We start from the raw sequence: 19831 nt of genomic DNA, 5'->3' as shown, positions 1-19831 counted from the left end.
ACCAGGAGGCTACAAAATGTCGTATTTGGAAGAGTTTCAAGAAAGAGTTAATAAAATTGAAAAAGGTGGTCAAGCAAAATATCATCAAAAAAATGAACAACATGGCAAATTGTTTGTTAGGGAAAGACTAAAGCGATTATTTGATCAAGATATAGACATCGAGGATGCTTTTTTCGCCAATTGTATGGATGGATCACTTCCTTCAGATGGCGTTGTTACTGGTATCGGTAAGATTAATGGTCAATCGGTATGTGTGATGGCAAATGATTCTACAGTTAAAGCTGGTTCATGGGGGAAGCGAACGGTTGAGAAAATACTACGTATTCAAGAAACGGCAGAAAAATTAGAGGTTCCGATGATTTATCTAGTTGACTCTGCTGGTGCGAGAATAACAGATCAAGTAGAAATGTTTCCAGGCAGAAGAGGAGCTGGAAGGATTTTTCATAATCAAATAAAGTTATCTGGCCGTGTACCACAGGTCTGTTTATTATTTGGACCATCTGCTGCAGGAGGAGCGTATATCCCCGCATTCTGTGATATTGTCATTATGGTTGATGGGAATGCTTCCATGTACCTAGGGTCGCCACGAATGGCAGAAAAAGTCATTGGAGAAAAGGTAACCCTTGAAGAAATGGGTGGAGCAAACATGCATTGCTCTGTTTCTGGCGTTGGTGATGTATTAGTTAAAAGCGAGCAAGAGGCAATCGAATACACACAAAAATACTTGAATTATTTTCCTGCTAATTTTAGAAAAAAGCCAAATGTCAAAACTCCCAAAGACAGCAAAAAGTTAGAGAAGCGTATTACAGATTTGATTCCAGAAAATCAGAATGCTCCTTTCAATATGCATGATTTAATAACGCACATTATTGATGAGGATAGCTTCTGTGAAATCAAGAAAAAGTTTGCTCCAGAAATAATTACTGGTCTTGCTAGAATGCAAGGAAAATCGATTGGCATTATCGCGAATCAGCCACGAATGAAAGGTGGCGTGCTCTTTCCTGATTCTGCGGACAAGGCGGCTAAGTTTATGCAGCTTTGTGATGCTTTTAATATACCATTATTATTCTTAGTTGATGTACCTGGATTTATGATTGGAACAAAAGTAGAACGAGCAGGAATTATACGACATGGAGCAAAGATGCTCGCAGCAATGAGTGAAGCAACCGTCCCGAAAATCTCCGTTATTGTTCGAAAAGCATATGGAGCGGGTTTATATGCAATGGCTGGGCCTGGATTTGAACCAGACTGTTGTTTAGCACTACCTACCGCGCAAATAGCTGTTATGGGTCCAGAAGCAGCAGTTAATGCGGTTTATGCAAATAAAATCCAAGAGCTACCAGAAGCGGAACGACCTCCATTTATCAAAGAAAAACAAGAAGAATATAAGGAAAATATTGATATATATCGACTTGCTTCAGAGATGGTAATTGATGCGGTTATTGAACCAGAGCAATTAAGAGAAGAATTGATTAAACGTTATTCTATCTATGATTCGAAGAACGTTACGTTTACCGAGAGAAAACACGGTGTATACCCAGTATAATAGATTATCAAGACAGAGAGACTGATGCTCTCTGTCATTTTTATAGATTGCTTGAATGTTTTCGCTATATCTCTTGGAACATGAGAAACAAGCATGCTTTTGTTAACCAACAAAACTTCTAATCTTAGTTTTCGAATATCTGTGTCAAATGACTTACCTCAAGCATATACTAACATAATCATGGAAATGAGTTTATGATAATATTATTATGTAAACTTAAAGCGTCTTTTTTCAATTTTATCCGTTTAGATGATATTCTAAAAGGAACTGAAATCGAGAAAAGGGGGAGGACGTATAGTGGATGAGCGACTTTTTCGAGATGTAATGGGGCAATTTGCAACAGGTATAACAATTATATCCACCAATTATCATGAAGAAATAGTAGGCATGACAGTAAATGCTTTTATGTCTGTATCTTTAGATCCTAAATTAATAGCTGTTTCGATTGATGAAAAAGCTAGTATGTATAAAAAGCTTCAGGAAACGATGCAATTTGGAATTAGTATTTTAACTGATGAGCAAAAGGATTTATCAAAAATATTTGCCAGACAAAAAGCAAAAGACAGAGAAGTACCATTTATACAGCAGGGAGATGTTCCAGTCATAGAAGGGTCATTAGCAACGATGGCTTGTCATGTAAAGGAAACGGCTAAGGCTGGAGATCACTTAATCTTTATAGCTGAGGTAACAGAAATAAAGTCTAATGAGGGGGAACCGGTCATTTTTTATGGTGGTAACTATCGCCAGCTATATTAACATACTTATTAAAAATAGTTACTTACTGACTCGACAGTGGGTAGCTATTTTTAATAAGTATAATTATTCTGTAAAAGTTAATAACAGTAAAGAGATTATCGACTTAATGGAGGTACTTACGATGCAGGTAAAAGACTTTATGATAAAAGATGTGATCTATGTTACACCAGATACCACTATGAAAGAATTATTACAGCTATTGACTGTTAATAAAATAGGTGGTGCACCTGTAATAGATACAGCTGGCAAGCTTTTAGGTATGATTACTGACGGGGATGTCATACGATATCTGCAGCCAAGAGGGAGGACAGTATATGATTTATATGCCCACGTAATGATTGACAAGATTCAAAACCTCCAGCAAAATATTGATGCTGCATTATCAAAACCTGTTACCGAACTTATGCGTAAAAAACAAATTATTACGGTACAACCTGAATCAGACTTGGAAGAAGCTGTTAAAATATTTTCTGCGCATGCATTTAAGAAAATTCCCGTTGTAACAGACGAACAGATTGTCATAGGAGTCATTAGCCGGGGAGATGTCATACGATATATAGCGTCACGATTAGTTGAGAAAACAAAGGATAATTCCTTATAGGAAGTAGAAATATAGATGCTTATCTCGTATAATAGACGCTAGTATATGGATAAGGGAAGCGTGAAAGGAAATGAGTAGTTTGAAGACAATAGATGCGACACAACGTAGTTTGTATCAGCTAGCAGCTATATATCAAAAAATGATTGAACATAAAGATGTACACCATGCCGAGAAAATTTTAGAGCTCTACGATAAATTCAAAAAACAAGAATTAATGATCTGCTTTGCTGGTCACTTTTCTGCTGGAAAATCATCGATGATAAATGCGTTATTAAAACAGGATATTTTACCCAAAAGCCCCATACCAACAAGTGCAAATATTGTAAAAATAGAATCCGGTAATGGGACAGTACGGCTACATTTTCATCATGATGCACCAGAGGAGTATCAAGAGCCCTTTGACATGGAATTAATCAAGCAATATTCCATGGATAAAGATAAGATTAAAAAAATTGAAATAAGTACATCTGAGCAGCTTTTGCCGAACGGAACCGCCTTAATTGACACGCCAGGTATCGACGCGGCAGATGATGCAGATAGACTAATGACAGAATCATCGCTTCATTTAATTGATGTCCTATTTTATGTGATGGATTATAACCATGTACAATCTGAAGTGAATCTTCAATTTTTAGCAGGATTACATGAGAAATCTATACCGTTCTATGTCATCATTAATCAAATAGATAAACATGATGAAAACGAATTATCATTTCAGTCATTTGAAACAAGCATTAAACAAACGTTTGATTTATGGGACATTCAACCAATCGCTATATTCTATTCCTCTCTCGTAGAATCAACTGCACAAAATAATCAGTTTGAGGATATAAAGCATACACTCCATTCTTTATTGACTATAAAGAAAGGTGAATTACTGCAGCATAATCATGCTGCTCACGTACTCGTCAAAGAACATGAGACGTTACTTGAATTGCAATATGAAGAAAAACTAGCACCGTACCGCGTGCCACCTGAGCATCAACAAGAAGTTAAAAAAATAAAACAGATAGAGCAGAAAATTACGAATCTCCAACAAAATATTGAACATGTAAAACGTGATTTTTTTGATGAATTACATCAAACACTGAAGAATGCATATCTCATGCCAGCGAATCTACGTGATTCTGCTAAATTATTTTTGGAATCACAACAAAGCCATTTTAAAATTGGCCTTATTGGCTCAAAGAAAAAAACCGAAGAAGCACGACAACAGCGAGCAACAGATTTTCTGTCCAATTTAGAAAAAGTCGAAAGTGCGTCATTGCAGTGGAAATTACGTGACAAGTGGAGCGAGTTATTACAGCGTTACCAGATCGAAGATACGGATTTACAGGAACAATTGCAACATTTCTCCATTTCTCTAACTTATAAGGATCTCGTTAATCTTATTAAACAAGGAGCTACAATAAACGGAGATTATGTCATTAATTATACCAATGATCTTTCAGGAGAAATAAAGCGAAAATACAAGCAACAAGCAAATCAATTATGGAATACAATGGAGACACATCTCCATCAGCATAATACGGAGACAATTAATGCTTGTAATAAGCAACTAAATGAACTGAAAGAAACCCAAAGCATAGTGGCAAACTATGTAATAATCGAAGAAGATCTTGAAAAGAAAAAAATGGCAGTCCATCATTTATTGAAAGCAGATCATAAATCGGAATGTGCTGTTAAAGAGATTGAAGATAGGCTTCTGATGAAAGAGCAACGAATAAAGCGAGGGAAAAAGCCGTTATTGGAAATTTGTGAACAAAAACCTGAGAGAGAAGAAGAAAAGGCAGATAATGAAAATACTGGAATGAATAAATCCATGGATTCTATGGATACAATGATTCAGGCATTATCCCAATCATCGGCAGCAATTCAAGGATTACCAGGCTTTGATTCCCTAGTTAATGACTTGCAGCAAAAAAAGCAGCGTTTACAACATAGATCTTATACAATTGCTTTATTTGGAGCATTTAGTGCTGGTAAATCTTCCTTTGCAAATGCCCTGATAGGTGAACAAGTACTACCCGTATCTCCAAATCCTACAACTGCAACAGTAAATCGAATTAATCCAGTGACGGATACGTATAAGCATGGTACAGTATTAGTGAAGGTGAAGGATGAAGCGTCATTAATTAAAGATATCCATTCTATCACGAAAAAGTTTTCACCTAAAGCTACCAAGCTGGAAGAACTTCTTGAGTGGATAAGAGCAGAAGAACTGTTTAATAACGAACTTTTAAGCAATACGTATCAATCCTATTTAAAGGCAATGCTAACAGGCTTTAACGACATACAATCAACGATTGGAGAAAAGCTTACTTTATCTATAGACGAATTTCCGATTTACGTGACCGATGAATCGAAGGCATGTTATCTAGAATCCATTGATCTTTATTATGATTGTGAACTAACGAGACAGGGCATTAGTCTAGTGGATACTCCTGGTGCTGATTCTGTCAATGCACGTCATACTAATGTAGCATTTGATTATATTAAGCATGCAGATGCGATTCTTTATGTTACCTATTATAACCATGCTTTAAACCGTGCCGATAAGGATTTTCTGATGCAGCTCGGCAGAGTAAAAGAGGTATTTCAGCTTGACAAAATGTTTTTTATTGTAAATGCAGCTGATCTAGCAAAGGATGAACAAGAGCTCCAAGTCGTTTGTTCTTACGTTAAAGAGCAATTACTTAAGCTCGGAATACGATTCCCTAGACTATATCCAGTATCTAGTCGTCAATCACTTCAAGAAAAGCAAGCGCATATCCAACTAAATGAGAAAATGAATCATTTTGAAGCGGCTTTCTATCATTTTATTCATGATGACTTGACACATTTAACAGTAGCATCAGCACTATGGGATATGAAGCGAGCATACCAGCAATTAAATCACTATATAGAATCACAGAAGCTGGACCAAAGTGAAAAGGCAGCATGGAAACAGTCTATGCTTGCAAAGAAAGACCGATTACAGCATGAAATGAAACATATAAATATAAACCCAGATACCAATAAAATCAATCAAAAAATAGAAAAACAGCTCTATTATGTGCTCGAACGTATCGGAATTCGATTTCACGACATGTTTAAAGAAATGTTTAATCCGACAACGATTACAGAAACAGGCAAGTATGCTAAAATGCAATTATGGGACAGCCTACAAAATCTAATAACCTATTGTGGGCAGGAACTTATTCGTGAATTACAAGCAGTTTCATTACGAATCGAATCACTTGTCGAAAAATTAGCGAAGGAAGTTTTTGCAACAATTCGTAAAACGGGTAAAGGGATCGATGACAGCTTTATTCTTCCGAATATAGAAATAAAGGAACTAGTTACACCAACCTATTTAGAGGCGTTTTCAGATATCGATGTGCAAGAATTCGAGCGTGCATTGGCGACATTTAAAAATACGAAGTCCTTCTTCGAGAAAAATGAAAAAGAATTGATGAAAGATGAGATTTATCGTGTCTTTAAACCGTTTATAAAACAATATCTTGAAGCAAGTAAACAAGTTATGGTTTCATCCTATTCTGAGCAATGGGCTGAGATTATTGATTTGATGAAAAAACAGCTTTTCCTTCAGTGGGATAATTATATGAATAGTTCGCTAGAAATGATGACTTCTAACATATCACTAGCGGAGCTTAAGAATACGAAACAAAAACTAGCATCAATACTAGAGCTTTTTGAAACGAGGGAAGGATGACATGGTAAAACAAAAGATTCTACTTGTTGATGGTATGGCCCTATTATTTCGCGGCTTCTTTGCCACAGCATTTAGAGGAAACTATATGAAAACGAGTAAAGGAATTCCGACAAATGGAGTATATCAATTTTTACGCTATTTCCTAGATGCAGTTAATACCTTTGAACCAACTCATGTCATTTGCTGCTGGGATATGGGAAGTAAAACGTTTCGCACAGAAATGTATGAAGGCTATAAAGCGAATCGTGATGAACCACCCGTAGAACTGATTCCACAATTTGATTTAGTAAAGGAAGTTGTAGATAGTTTCGATATGCCTAATATAGGAATGGAGAATTTTGAGGCTGATGATTGTATTGGTACGCTAGCACGCGCATATGCCATAGAGGATGAGGTAACCATTTTGACAGGAGACCAAGATATTCTACAGCTGGTAGATCATGGTATCCGTGTTGCTATCATGAAAAAAGGACTAGGAAATTACGAGATCTTTGATCATGGTAATTTCATAGCTAAAAAAGGCATTTCACCTAAGCAAATAATTGATCTAAAAGGATTGATGGGGGATGCTTCTGATAATTACCCTGGAGTTAAAGGGATTGGTGAAAAAACGGCATTAAAATTAATTCAAGAACATGGTTCAATCGATGATATATTAGCAAATATGGATAAGCTTCCAAAGGGGGTACAAACGAAGATTAATGCAAACCTGGACATGCTCCATTTGTCAAGGAAGCTTGCTGAAATCAAATGCGATGTACCGATTAGCTGTGGACTTGATGACGCTTTATGGAATTACGATAAAAAGAAAATTACAACTAAATTTCAGTCATTAGAATTTAAAAATCTGGAAAAGTTAGTGTAAGACACGTTGGCATCATTGACATTTCGGTATTTATGTGAAATCTGGCTAGTAACTTTTTCATTAAAGCACTATTACAGTTACGTTTACTTAAGGATAACTCACGAATACGTGGGTTATTTTTATTCCATTTTAGTTATAATAGCGTTTATGTAAAGAAATAATTCGGATTATATTTGAAATACTAAGAGTAATATAAGGAAAGGATGGAATCATCTCTTGTTTCATATAGAAAACGTGAAAGTAAATGGAATTATCGAAATAGATCATTTAAGCATTGAAGCAAATAAAGTAACCTGTATTATAGGAAAAAGTGGTAGTGGAAAATCAACGTTTCTTCGATTAGTAAATCATTTAATTTCTCCAAACGAAGGTAATATTTACTTTAAAGGGAAGAACCTTTCAGAAATGGATCCCGTACAATTACGTCGATATATTACAATGGTACCGCAAACGCCTGTTATCTTTGATGGAACAGTTCGAGATAATTTGCAAATCGGTCAAAAGTTATCCGGGCAACGTGTTTCTACTGATGAAGAATTAGACAGGTGCTTACATCAGCTGGATTTACATAAAACATTGGCAGCACAAGCAGGTGAATTATCGGGGGGAGAAAAACAGCGACTTGCTTTAGCGCGAGCAATGCTATTAGATGCTGAAGTTTTTTTATTGGACGAGCCATCATCAGCGCTGGATCACACAACAGCCTCCAAGGTCATACACGCTTTTGTTGACTTCATTAAAACCACAAATAAAACCTTAATCATGATAACCCATGATTTAGCACTTGCTCAAGAGCTAGCGGATACAATGATTGATATGAATCGATTTAGTAAGTCTGTCGTTGCAGGAGGCGTGTCCAAATGAATGAGTCCAGTGCAATGGATTTAACACTGTGGCAGTTATTATTTGCCTATGTATTTATTGTTATATTATGGGTTATTGTGCGAGTTAAACGAATTCCTCGAGAGAAGATAATTATTATCTCAACATTACGCATGACAGTACAATTAATTTTAGTTGGATATTTACTAATGGTTGTTTTTGAACAGCCTCATCCGATCATAACATTGATTATCGTCTTATTCATGCTTGGATTTGCTATTTATAATGTATACAAACGTGCGAGTGTAACCATTAGCCTTTCTATAAAGAAAACAATAGGATTAGCGATGTTTTTAGGTATCGTAATTAGCTTAATTTACTTCTTATTTGTCGTATTACAATTAGATCCTTGGTATGATCCACAATTCTTTATTCCAATTGGTGGGATGATTATCGGTAACGCAATGACAGGAATAACATTAGGTGTCAATCAGTTACTTATCGGAATTAAAGAGCAAAGAGAGAAGGTAGAAGGTGCTTTAATGTTAGGAGCTACACCAAAGGATGCTTCAGATTCCATTATTAATCAAGCATTCGATTCAGCAATGCTTCCAACCATTAACTCGATGGTAGGTATGGGAATCGTTTTTTTACCTGGAATGATGACTGGACAAATTATTGCTGGTGCATCTCCGGTTAGTGCAGTAAAATACCAGATTGCGATTATGCTGGGCGTGGCGGGTACCGTTTCTATTACGGTTGTAATCTTTTTACATTTAGCCTATAAGACATTTTTTAATCACCGTGCACAGCTAAAACCATTTAATGAATAAATAATATAGCATTATATGAGTCAAGTTTCATTTAGCAATTTTTGAATAAAGAAATTAATAAAAGCCGGAGCCTGCATTTATGCTTACAACTCCAGCTTTTATTTTTGTTTATAATTCAGTATTAATTTGAAAGGTCACACCAAATTTGTCGGTTACATCACCAAAGCCTGGGCTAAAAGGTTGCGCTGCAAAAGGCATATTGACTATACCATCTTGCTGTAGATTTTCAAAAAATCGTTTTGATTTTGCCACATCATTCGTTGTCATACAAATTGTTACTTGTTTGCCCTTTTCAACAGTGGAACCATCAGGCACATCTGAAAACATAAGCTCCGTCTCACCTACTTGTAAATTTGCGTGTGCCACCAGATCCTTTTGATCATCTGTAAATGTATTGGGTATGTCCGGCATATCTCCATAAGTAATAATGCTCAAGACCTTAGCATCGATTGCTTGCTCATAAAACTGTATTGCATCCTTTACATTACCTTCCATATTTAGATAAGGGCTAAGTTTCACTGTCATATAAGCAACTCCTTTATTTTTATTCTTTCATTGTAATATAAAAGTGATGCTTTAATTTCTTTTCGTTTGCTATATTAATACAAGAAATGAAATTAGAACCTTATTTTCATTATGCAGCTTCGTTTAAGGGAAGTCGATTTAACAGGTTATCCGCAATTATAATAAATAGATAGTAGAGAGTAACCACCTTATAAGAAACAGATAAACAAGGATAAATATCCAAGCTACAAAGTTCATACCTTTATGTATTGGCATGATCTTTTATCCATAACTCAAAATAATATAAACGACGTGCATAATAAATATAAAAGATATAAGGTTATCTTTTATTCAGGTTATCCGATAGGCAAAGTTGGAAAAATGGTTACAATCCCATTATAATATAATGGAATACCCTATTGTAGAAAACTTTTATTAGCCTTACGCATAATGAAGTAGAAAGACTTCGTCAAATAAACGTATATGTATACAAAGGTGGTTTTAATAACATGCGAGTCGTTAACAACGTTAGTGAACTTATAGGTAATACCCCTATGGTGAAATTAAATAAGGTCGTACCAAAAGGTGCAGCAGATGTGTATGTGAAATTGGAACAATATAATCCAAGTAGAAGTGTGAAGGATCGTGCTGCCTATAATATGATAAAAATCGCCGAAGAAAAAGGATTGATTCAACCAGGAGATACAATAATTGAACCAACCAGCGGAAACACTGGAATTGGTTTAGCTATGAATGCTGCCGCTAAAGGATATAAAGCGATCATTGTAATGCCAGATAATAGTACCGAGGAAAGAAGAAACATTTTACGTGCCTATGGTGCAGAAGTAGTCTTGACTCCAAGTGAAGAAAAAATGCCTGGTGCAATAAAAAAAGCATTAGAATTGCAAAAGGAAAATCCAGGGAGCTATATTCCTCAACAATTTGAAAACGAGGCTAATCCAGATATTCATCGAACAACTACGGCAATCGAAGTATTAGAACAAATGAATGATGAATTAGATGCATTTGTATGCACAGCAGGAACCGGGGGAACGGTAACAGGAACAGGGGAAGCATTAAAAGAAAAAATTTCTAATCTGCACATTGCCGTTGTGGAACCTAAAGGCTCACCAGTACTTTCAGGTGGGAAACCAGGTAAGCATAAATTAGTCGGAACAAGCCCTGGGTTTATTCCAGATATCTTGAATACAGATATCTATGATGAAATCTTACAAATCGCCGATGACGATGCCGTTTCGATGTTTAAGCAAATTGCTCAACAAGAAGGAATATTTATTGGTTTATCCGGTGCTGCAGCCGTACATGCAGCAATCCAAGTTGCTAAAAAGCTTGGAGAGAATAAGAAAGTAGTCTGTATAGCACCTGATTCAGGTGAGCGATATTTGAGCATGAACCTTTTTAACTAATTAAATATTTATAAAAACCAATCATCAGTTTATGATGATTGGTTTTTAATATGATAATATAAAATCAGGAGAACTGGGATTTTTGCTTGCGTATCTATTGACATAAATACTTATCCCAGAATAACACGAAATACATTAATGGGGGGAACTTGTGTCAAAGAAGATTATTTTTTTAATAAGCAGTACATTCGTAACATGTGCAACGCTCGCTTTTATCGAACATGGTTTAACCATAAATTATACTATAAAAACAATTAGTAAGATCAGCTTATTTTTCTTGAATATATGGCTCTATAGTAAATTATTCCAAGGGTTCCGTTTTACTGACGTTCTAAGTATGAAGAAACTAAGTCGCCGGGACTGGCTTCATTTACTTTTATTAGGGACACTATCTGCAGGAATTGTATTATTTGCTTATTTAATGCTACAGCCATTCTTCGATATACGTGAAATAAAGCATGATTTAACAAATCGATTAGGTATCACAGCAACTGGGTTTATTTTTGTTGGTATTTACGTTACATTGATTAATTCATTATTAGAAGAATATTTTTTTCGTGGGTTTATTTTCTTTCAGCTTCCACGAAAGCTCGGTTACATTATTAGCCCGTTATTATTCGCATCCTACCACATTCCCATGATTGCTTTATGGTTCAACAAGTTCTTAATTGCAGCATGCTTCATTGGTCTTTGGTTGATTGCGATCATTTTTCATAAAGTAAATGAAAAAAATAAAACCATATGGTTTTCATGGATTATTCACATTTGTGCTGATATTATGATCATTATCATAGGAATGACTTTATTTTTCTGATATACATTGAAGTAAAAAGGGGATTATGATGCGAGGCGATCGACTATTATCCATTCTTATACAACTACAAGCATATGGGCAGATTACTGCAAAGGAATTGGCGGAAAGACTTGAAGTATCTGAGCGAACCATCTATCGAGATATGGAGGCACTTAGCAGTTCAGGTATACCAGTAGTAGCTGAACGAGGACAAAATGGCGGATGGTCGTTATTGGAAAATTATCGTACTACATTGACAGGTTTAACAGAAGAAGAAATGCGCGCTTTATTTATTTCAACATCCCCACATCTACTAGAGGATTTAGGATTATCAAAGACTTCTAAAAATGCAAGAAGTAAACTTATTGCCTCCATTCCGTCTATTTATCATAAAAATGCAGAAGAAATCTGGAATTGTATTCATATTGATACAAGTGGGTGGAGAAACCGACAAGAAAAAAATGCATACTTTGATGTGCTGAAACAGGCGATATGGAATTGCAATCAATTATTATTAGGTTATGAACGTCTGGATGGATCCTCTGGTCATCAACTAGTCAACCCGCTCGGACTAGTAGCAAAGGGGAGCAAATGGTACTTAGTTGCCTTGAAAAATGAGGATGCGTTTCGTAACTATCGTGTGTCTCGAATAACTTCTGCTGAAATCTTAGATGTGCAATTTAGTAGACCAAAAGACTTTCATCTCGCTAGCTATTGGGAAACATCGACAAAAGCTTTTATGGATACACTTCCTACATATGAGGTTTGTGTTGATGTAGATCCGTCCATTCTACCTAGACTAGCATTCACCAATCGGTTTATGAAGAAAATCGAAACGAAAAGCAATAAAAAAGGAGGCTGGATACGAGTAAAGCTTACATTTGATACAAAGGATGAAGCGGTTGGCTATATTTTGAGTTTTGCAGATAAAATAAAAGTAGTGGAGCCAGTAGATCTCAGTGATCAAATTATTCACCAAGCAAAAGCAATTATTTCCCTTTCCAAAAGCAAATAATCGGTTCAATAAACGCAATTTATTTCACGTGCTCCATATCAGAAAAAAACGGAATCTTACTCTGATTGAAAATAACTAAATCTAGCAGGAGAACAGAGAGAGTATAACGAAATAATAATGTGGAGGAGAGATATGTGTTTTTCAACAACCTGCATTATCGCTTTATATCACTTTTGGAATGATAGTATTGCTATTGTTACTAACTTTGGAAAATTATTAAAAAAAGAAATACATATCATTTACCTTCAAGTATTTTATTAACTCTACTCGTCTTTATACAACCTATTTATTGGCTTGGTTCGAGCGTTCCCTTTTAGCTTATATGTTTTTCATTCAAGCTAAAAATGTAGCTCTACGTATAGTCACAGGTGTACTGCTTATCCGGGGATTAACGCATCGGGACAACAAAATAAAGAAAAGGGGGCAAGCATCATGAAAGTGCAGTTAACACCAATGAATCAAGAAACATTCGATCATTACTATAAAAATTCAGTGAAAGAATATGCCAATCAACATGTTCAAGCAGGAAATTGGAAAGAGGAAGATGCTTTACAAAAAGCGGAAAATCAGTTTACAGATCTATTACCAGCAGGTTTAGAAACAAATAATCAGAAACTATTTTCTATCGTGCATAATGAACAAAATGTCGGCATCTTATGGATTCATATTCGAACAAACGGGCAGGAGAAACAAGCCTTTATTTATGACATACATTTGGATGATAATCAACAAGGAAGAGGACTAGGTAAAGCTACCATGGAGGCACTAGACGCTTATGCAATTTCGTATAACATTAAACAAATCGGATTACATGTTTTTGCTCATAATCATCGCGCCATTTCTCTTTATAAGAAAATGGGCTATCATATGACAGGTCACCATATGGCTAAACGAGTTGATATATAATCCTTTAAAAGGAAGGGCGGTATACATGTGACAAGCTTTCATAAAGGTTAGATTGTCAACCTTAACGGTGCTCCTCGATCAGGGAAGACAAGCATCGCTCAGGCTATGCAACGTAAATCACCAGAATTATGGATAAATATCGGAATGGATACATATATAAACATGACTCCAGAAAAAATTCTTCCTGGAATTGGTTTGCGTCCAGGTGGTGAACGTTCTGATCTTGAGCCAATGATTAAAAAATGTATATCACTATGCACCTATCGATTGCAATACATAGTCAAGCTGGAATAAATGTAAGAAGCAGTTATTAACCAAAAATAGCTAACAACTACAGCTTTCCCGCTATCGAAAACAGATGAGTAGAAACAGGAGATGAATAAGATTTGTCAAAAATAAATGTTAATACCTATCAAGATAAAATAAAGAACAATTTAAAATCGGATTGTGAAAATTGTTTTGGACTATGTTGTGTAGCATTACCGTTTGCAAAGTCAGCAGACTTTGCACGGAATAAAAATGCAGGGACACCTTGTTCCAATTTGCATTCAAATTTTAATTGCGCTATACATAAGACCTTACGAAACGAAGGGTTCCGCGGATGTTCTGTTTTTGAATGCTTTGGGGCGGGACAAAAGGTTTCACAACATACTTTCTCAGGAATTGATTGGAATTCTTCTGAAGTATTAGCTTCGCAAATGTTCACCGTATTCCCCATTATGCAACAGCTTCAGGAAATGCTATGGTATTTGTCACAAGCAATCGATATAGAACCTTCATTACCATTTAAAAGTGATCTAATAACTATGTTTACAGAAACGGAACAACTTACATTTTATGAGGCGAATGAAATATTAACAATAGATATACAAGCTCATCGTGATAAGGTTAATGATTTACTACAACAGACAAGTGCAATTATTCGTTCCAATGCGCAACGTAACTTTGGAATAGCACAAAAAAAGGATAAGCAAAGGGCTGATTTCATAGGGGCTAATTTTTATAAAGCAGATCTAAGAGGTGAAAACTTGCGAGGTGCTTTATTTATTGCTGCCGACCTCCGTGAAGCAGATTTAAGAGGATCTGATTTGATAGGTGCGGACTTAAGAGATGCAAATATACAAGGTACTAATTTAAGTGAAAGCTTATTTATCACTCAACCTCAACTAAATGCAGCAAATGGCGATGCAAGTACAAAAATCCCTTCTTTTCTCCATCGACCAAGTCATTGGGAATATGAGATCGATCGTTAAGGTAACATATTCCGGTTAACGATCGATTTTCATAACAAGTCGGTTATTCATACTTCTTATAAACTAAAATGCTCTAAGCTTTTATCAACAATATCTTGGTTTATCCCAATGTACCGTAGCGTGATGTCAGGTGATGAATGATTAAAGATATCTTGCAATAAGGCTACATCTTTATTTACTGTATAATGCCAATAACCAAAAGTCTTCCTTAAACTGTGCGTGCCAAAATCCTTGATACCAATATTGTTAGCTGCACTACTTAAGATCTTATAAGCTTGTATCCGCTTAATAGGTAAGTCCGTTTTATGAGAAGGGAATAGATATTCCTCGTCGTGCTTACCTGTTATATAATCTGCTATAATTCCCCGTAATTCTGCTGGTAATAGGAATCTTTTACGATTCCTAGTTTTTGTTTCTTTCAAAACAATGTGTGTTTTTCCGCGAACATCATAAACACGTAATGGTAAAATATCGCTAATACGTAACCCTGTGTTGATACCCATGACGAACAAAAAATAATTACGATATGATTTCTTCTTTAACTCTTGCTTCATCGCTTCAATTTTTAATCGATCTCGAATTGGTTGAACCGTTTGCATGCCTTTACTAATTAAAGCATGGAAATCTGATTTAATTTCAGAGATTCGTCTTGGATCTCTGAGCTTTGATTTGTTTAAATCCTCGATCTTTCGGTTTAGTTCATATTCGCCATACTTTTCAAGAAGATAGATATGTTCCCCTTTTGTAAGAAAAACATAATCTCCAAACTTCATTTTCTCCATTGTGATTCCCCTCCTCTTAAATAGAAGTAATTTGAAGGACTCTCAGACGAAGCGAAATATACCTTTGCGACCAATCCCTTTATTCGCTTCCATGCAATCCTTTATTTATATCTTTTTTTTAGATAGATCTCTCAAATAATTACCATATATTTGAAGAACGTTTCCACTCGATATGTATAATTACATTTTTATACATAGGTTATATAAAAGGTTCATTAACTATTGTAACAAGCTTTCATTGATTTTCATAATGAAACAAAACATGTATTTTGTTTCATTACATAATTTTACGTGATTGAAAGAAACGTAAGCCCTGTAAGATCGTTTAAATAGTTACGTTACCATGTTTTTATAGCTTGATTTATTTCATCAATAGCTACATGTTCAATTGACGCATCTGTTAATTGATATTTTTGTTTAAGCTTCAATATCCGCTCTACGCTTTGATCAATACGCATTTCAGTGATCTCATCCGCTTGTACTGCGTACTTAATTCCATTAATCACTGACTCAGCATTATCATAGTCGTGGCAAACAAGAATTAGATCACTACCTGCTTTAATCGATTGCACTGCAGCTTCGCCTATATCGTAATTATCTTGAATCGCTCCCATAGTCATATCATCTGCAACGACTACACCATTAAAATCTAACTCTTCTCGTAACAAACCAGATATGATCGTTTTTGACATGGAAGCAGGGGAATCATTATCATACGCTGTTACAAGTAGATGACCAACCATAACTGCATCTGCTCCTTTAGTAATCGCTCGTTGAAATGGCAGTAACTCTACCTGCATTAATCGAGATTTAGGATGATCAATCGTTGGCAACTGAATATGTGAATCGCTAGTTGTATCACCATGTCCGGGAAAGTGCTTGACAACAGAAATGACTTGTTCCGACTGCATCCCTTTCATTTGAGTAATTCCAAAATCACTTACTTTAGCCGGACTTGATCCAAAGGAACGATCGCCAATCACAGGATTATTTGAATTACTATCGATGTCCAGTACAGGAGCAAAGTTGATATTAAAGCCAAGTGAGGCAACCTTCATAGCAATTACTTGACCAGTATGATAAGCCCAATTCAAGTCGGCAGAATCACCAATCTCTCTACTAGCAGGTGTTGATAGGAACTCTTCTGGCATTCGCGAGACACGCCCGCCCTCTTCATCAATACCGATAAACATAGAAGCAGGGTTGTTCGCATTACTCTTTTTTAAGTTATTAATTAGTTGCTTAGCCTGTTGAACGGATTCAAGGTTCTTCGTAAATAAAATTGCGCCACTAACATGTTGCTGTTGAATTAACTTCTTAATTCTCCTATCCATTGAGGTACTATCGACGCCAACCATTACAAGTTGTCCGATCTTCTCTTTTAAAGACATCTTGTCAATAGTTGCTTGAATGGGTGAATGAGGGGTTATCTTCTTGGTTATATCAATGGTATGTCCACTGTTTTCATAAACAGTAGTAGGGGATACGCCCTTAACCTTGCTCCAATTATATGAGGTCAGCAACAATGCGAATAGCAAACATAGTCCAGTCGCCTTCAACAGAGAGTTGGATTTCATCCGTGTCATCCTCCTTTTAATCATTGCTATGATTAAACGAGCAAAAATAGTAATAGATGCTTTTAGTTTATGTACATTTCGCACTGCTATTTAGGAAATCTATATGCTAACAGCGATCTCTAACTACTTTTTCCCTAAATGTATAAAAATGAAGCTAACAACCATGTTAAATGTTAGGAGGTGGTTAACGATGGGAAAAGATCGTCAAGAAAAGAAGCTACGAGAGAGCGGACGCGTGGAATCAGATCGTGATGTAGGGCTACGTTATAAAGGCTCTACAAAAATGTCAAGTCCCGAAGAAGCTAGAAGATTAAATGATGGAAAAAAATAGCTGGAAATACAGCGACTTGAATCGATTATTCGTTATGAAATAGATAGGAACTCAACCCTATAATAAACATGATCCAAGATACAAAACGTATATATTTGCGATATCGGTTAAAAACGCGAGCTTACAATGTAATAGGTCGCGTTTTTTATGTACTATAGAAGTATAAGAAACGATTACGATTTGATGAATGAAAAAGATGAATAGACTAATGTATACTATAATAACAACTAGATGTATTCTTCTTATTCACAGCTTCTTTAGAATATATAAGGATGCCCCAATGTAATTGTCATTTTCATTTACTATACTTAACTTTCCAAGGGGATTATATTCCATATAAAAAATATCACATCGAATTATTAAGAAGTTTTTAGAATGCTTGCTATTCTTTATAGAGCCGAATACAACTACAGCAGCGTGAAATAAGGAAAGTTATTTATTACCGATACATACTTGAAATAAAAAAATGAAAAGGATACCTATTAATACAGGCATACTTGAATTTAGGCTGAAAAATACTTAAAAAACAACAAGAGAAGAAGGGGGTATATACATGTTGCCTAAACAATATTTTACGATTGGCGAGATGGCAAAACTACATCATATATCAGAATCTACGTTACGTTATTATGATGAAAAGGATATCTTTAAACCTAACATGGTTGATCAGCAAACAAATTATCGATATTATACGTTAGACCAATTTTCCATGCTTGATACAATAAAATTTTTAAGAAATTTAGATATTTCACTACAGGATATTAAGCATTTCATGGCCAATCGAACGCCAAATACGGTTTTACATATGTTAGAAAAACAGGCCCAACGCTTACAAGAACAGAAAAATAAGATTGAATTTATGCTAGAAAAAATGAATGATAAAGCAGAGATGATTAAACAATCACTGCAAGCTTCTCCGCGCTCAGTTTGGTTTACGACCATTCCTTTAAGACATATTATTTCAATGCCAGTAGCTCCAGATGCATCAGACGAAATGTTCGACTATTATATTAATTCATTGCAAAACCAGCTATTAATGAAAGATTTTTCTCTTTTCTCAGGAGACATAGGTATAACAATTAAACAAGATTCATTAAGCATTCAACAAACACCTCAAATCAATGATGTGTTCATTATACTTCATCATGTGCCTAATAACATGGAGGATCTATCAAGAATAAGCGCTGAAAATTATGCATGCATACATCATATTGGACCATATGACAATATTACGGAGAGCTATGAGATCCTACTATTAGAAATCCAACAGCGCGGCTATGAAATCATAGGTAATGGAATTGAGTTAATGATCATTGACTTAGCTGTAACCGGAAACCAAGAAGAGTATGTAACGGAAATACAAATCCCAGTAAAAGCAAAGACTTAACACGTAACCTGTGTAAAGGGGAAAGGACCAAGCTAAGATCTCATTCACCAAGACTATCTATGAGGCCTAGAAGGAAATAGAGGAAACATGTTTTCACGACATAGAAATAACTAAATTTTTCAGTGATTTTATATACCAAATGTTAAAATAAATGAAGATAATTATACAATTATAAGATTATAAATGGAAGGGAGTGATATAATTGCTATCATCTCAAAGACTATTATTTCGAAGATATGATAATAATGATTTTCCATTTCTGATGTCATTGTTAAGCGATCCAGCGGTTGTCCAATTTATTGGGAATGGCAAGCCAAGAGATGAAAATGAGGGAAAGAAGTTTTTAAGTTGGATTTATCGTACGTATGAGTCTAATAAAAACATGGGCTTAATGGTATTAGTGAATAAAGCAGATAACACGCTGATCGGTCATGCGGGATTAGTTCCACAAACGATTGATGGTAAAGAGGAAATCGAAATAGGCTACTGGATATCTCGTGAGCACTGGGGGAAAGGATATGCAACAGAGGCAGCACATACATTATTAGAACATGGAACTAAACATCTACAGCATGAACGATTTATTGCTCTTATCCAACCTGATAATTTTGCCTCTCAACATGTAGCACAAAAAATAGGGATGTCATTAGATAAAAAGCTCGTATTGAACGGTCAGGACGTACATGTATATTCAAAGTACACATAACCATGCTGGGTG

19 protein-coding genes are annotated in these 19831 nt (G+C 35.5%); 16 read left to right on the top strand and 3 right to left on the bottom strand.

The annotated features are described in order from the left end of the window. The first annotated feature begins 16 nt into the window (after positions 1-16). The 7 genes from D9782_RS15445 to fetB all read left to right on the top strand — a co-directional run bounded on the left by D9782_RS15445 (position 17) and on the right by fetB (position 9138). Positions 17-1546: an acyl-CoA carboxylase subunit beta gene (locus D9782_RS15445; protein WP_121605136.1), complete on the top strand. Its 1530-nt coding sequence runs from the start codon at positions 17-19 to the stop codon at positions 1544-1546. 297 nt (positions 1547-1843) lie between these two features. After that, positions 1844-2302, top strand: coding sequence for a flavin reductase family protein (locus D9782_RS15440; protein WP_026683177.1), 459 nt, complete (start codon positions 1844-1846; stop codon positions 2300-2302). Beyond that, complete coding sequence (locus tag D9782_RS15435; protein WP_240455744.1) at positions 2274-2903, top strand: CBS domain-containing protein; 630 nt, start codon at positions 2274-2276, stop codon at positions 2901-2903. The genes D9782_RS15440 and D9782_RS15435 overlap by 29 nt, the downstream gene beginning before the upstream one ends. Before the next feature lie 70 nt (positions 2904-2973). Further along, complete coding sequence (locus tag D9782_RS15430; protein ID WP_121605134.1) at positions 2974-6618, top strand: dynamin family protein; 3645 nt, start codon at positions 2974-2976, stop codon at positions 6616-6618. Between the two features lies 1 nt (position 6619). Further along, entirely contained in the window at positions 6620-7483 is an 864-nt protein-coding gene (locus D9782_RS15425) for a 5'-3' exonuclease (protein ID WP_121605133.1), read from the top strand. Between the two features lie 234 nt (positions 7484-7717). Next, entirely contained in the window at positions 7718-8347 is a 630-nt protein-coding gene (locus D9782_RS15420; RefSeq protein ID WP_205601736.1) for an ABC transporter ATP-binding protein, read from the top strand. Continuing rightward, positions 8344-9138 carry an ABC transporter permease gene (fetB, locus tag D9782_RS15415; RefSeq protein ID WP_026683181.1) on the top strand — a complete coding sequence of 265 codons (795 nt, stop codon included), beginning with the start codon at positions 8344-8346 and terminating at the stop codon, positions 9136-9138. The genes D9782_RS15420 and fetB overlap by 4 nt, the downstream gene beginning before the upstream one ends. Before the next feature lie 108 nt (positions 9139-9246). Here the strand turns inward: fetB and D9782_RS15410 are convergent, their stop codons facing one another. After that, positions 9247-9663, bottom strand: a complete 417-nt coding sequence (locus tag D9782_RS15410) for a VOC family protein (RefSeq protein WP_121605132.1) — start codon at positions 9661-9663, stop codon at positions 9247-9249. Between the two features lie 488 nt (positions 9664-10151). Here D9782_RS15410 and cysK point away from each other — a divergent pair, with 488 nt between their 5' ends. From cysK to D9782_RS15380, 6 genes are all read left to right on the top strand, one after another. Beyond that, on the top strand, positions 10152-11069 hold the full coding sequence (cysK, locus tag D9782_RS15405) for a cysteine synthase A (protein WP_026683183.1): 918 nt from the start codon (positions 10152-10154) through the stop codon (positions 11067-11069). A 151-nt stretch (positions 11070-11220) separates the two neighbouring features. After that, on the top strand, positions 11221-11883 hold the full coding sequence (locus tag D9782_RS15400) for a CPBP family intramembrane glutamic endopeptidase (RefSeq protein ID WP_121605131.1): 663 nt from the start codon (positions 11221-11223) through the stop codon (positions 11881-11883). Positions 11884-11911: 28 nt separating this feature from the next. Continuing rightward, positions 11912-12877, top strand: coding sequence for a helix-turn-helix transcriptional regulator (locus D9782_RS15395; RefSeq protein ID WP_026681986.1), 966 nt, complete (start codon positions 11912-11914; stop codon positions 12875-12877). A gap of 432 nt (positions 12878-13309) precedes the next feature. Next, positions 13310-13783 (top strand): GNAT family N-acetyltransferase, encoded by a 474-nt coding sequence (locus D9782_RS15390; RefSeq protein ID WP_034679307.1) that lies wholly within the window; start codon positions 13310-13312, stop codon positions 13781-13783. 105 nt (positions 13784-13888) lie between these two features. Beyond that, positions 13889-14077, top strand: coding sequence for a P-loop NTPase family protein (locus D9782_RS15385; RefSeq protein WP_240455743.1), 189 nt, complete (start codon positions 13889-13891; stop codon positions 14075-14077). A gap of 92 nt (positions 14078-14169) precedes the next feature. Continuing rightward, the gene (locus tag D9782_RS15380) at positions 14170-15036 is read left to right on the top strand and encodes a pentapeptide repeat-containing protein (RefSeq protein ID WP_121605130.1); all 867 of its coding nucleotides are present in this window, start codon (positions 14170-14172) and stop codon (positions 15034-15036) included. 56 nt (positions 15037-15092) lie between these two features. Here the strand turns inward: D9782_RS15380 and D9782_RS15375 are convergent, their stop codons facing one another. Continuing rightward, the gene (locus tag D9782_RS15375; protein ID WP_121605899.1) at positions 15093-15635 is read right to left on the bottom strand and encodes a site-specific integrase; all 543 of its coding nucleotides are present in this window, start codon (positions 15633-15635) and stop codon (positions 15093-15095) included. 521 nt (positions 15636-16156) lie between these two features. After that, positions 16157-17479 (bottom strand): beta-N-acetylhexosaminidase, encoded by a 1323-nt coding sequence (gene nagZ, locus D9782_RS15370; protein ID WP_121605129.1) that lies wholly within the window; start codon positions 17477-17479, stop codon positions 16157-16159. Positions 17480-17585: 106 nt separating this feature from the next. Between nagZ and D9782_RS15365 the strand changes: the two genes are divergently transcribed. The 3 genes from D9782_RS15365 (at position 17586) to D9782_RS15355 (ending at position 19819) form a co-directional block, all read left to right on the top strand. Further along, the gene (locus tag D9782_RS15365; RefSeq protein ID WP_080668712.1) at positions 17586-17726 is read left to right on the top strand and encodes a YpzI family protein; all 141 of its coding nucleotides are present in this window, start codon (positions 17586-17588) and stop codon (positions 17724-17726) included. A gap of 553 nt (positions 17727-18279) precedes the next feature. Next, positions 18280-19113, top strand: coding sequence for a MerR family transcriptional regulator (locus tag D9782_RS15360; protein ID WP_121605128.1), 834 nt, complete (start codon positions 18280-18282; stop codon positions 19111-19113). Positions 19114-19315: 202 nt separating this feature from the next. Further along, positions 19316-19819 (top strand): GNAT family N-acetyltransferase, encoded by a 504-nt coding sequence (locus D9782_RS15355; protein WP_121605127.1) that lies wholly within the window; start codon positions 19316-19318, stop codon positions 19817-19819. The last annotated feature ends 12 nt before the right edge of the window (positions 19820-19831 follow it).

This window comes from Virgibacillus sp. Bac332 (assembly GCF_003667785.1).
Lineage (GTDB): Bacteria > Bacillota > Bacilli > Bacillales > Amphibacillaceae > Virgibacillus > Virgibacillus salarius.
Note: the sequence above shows the minus strand (reverse complement) of the source record. Positions and strands in the feature narration are given on the sequence as shown.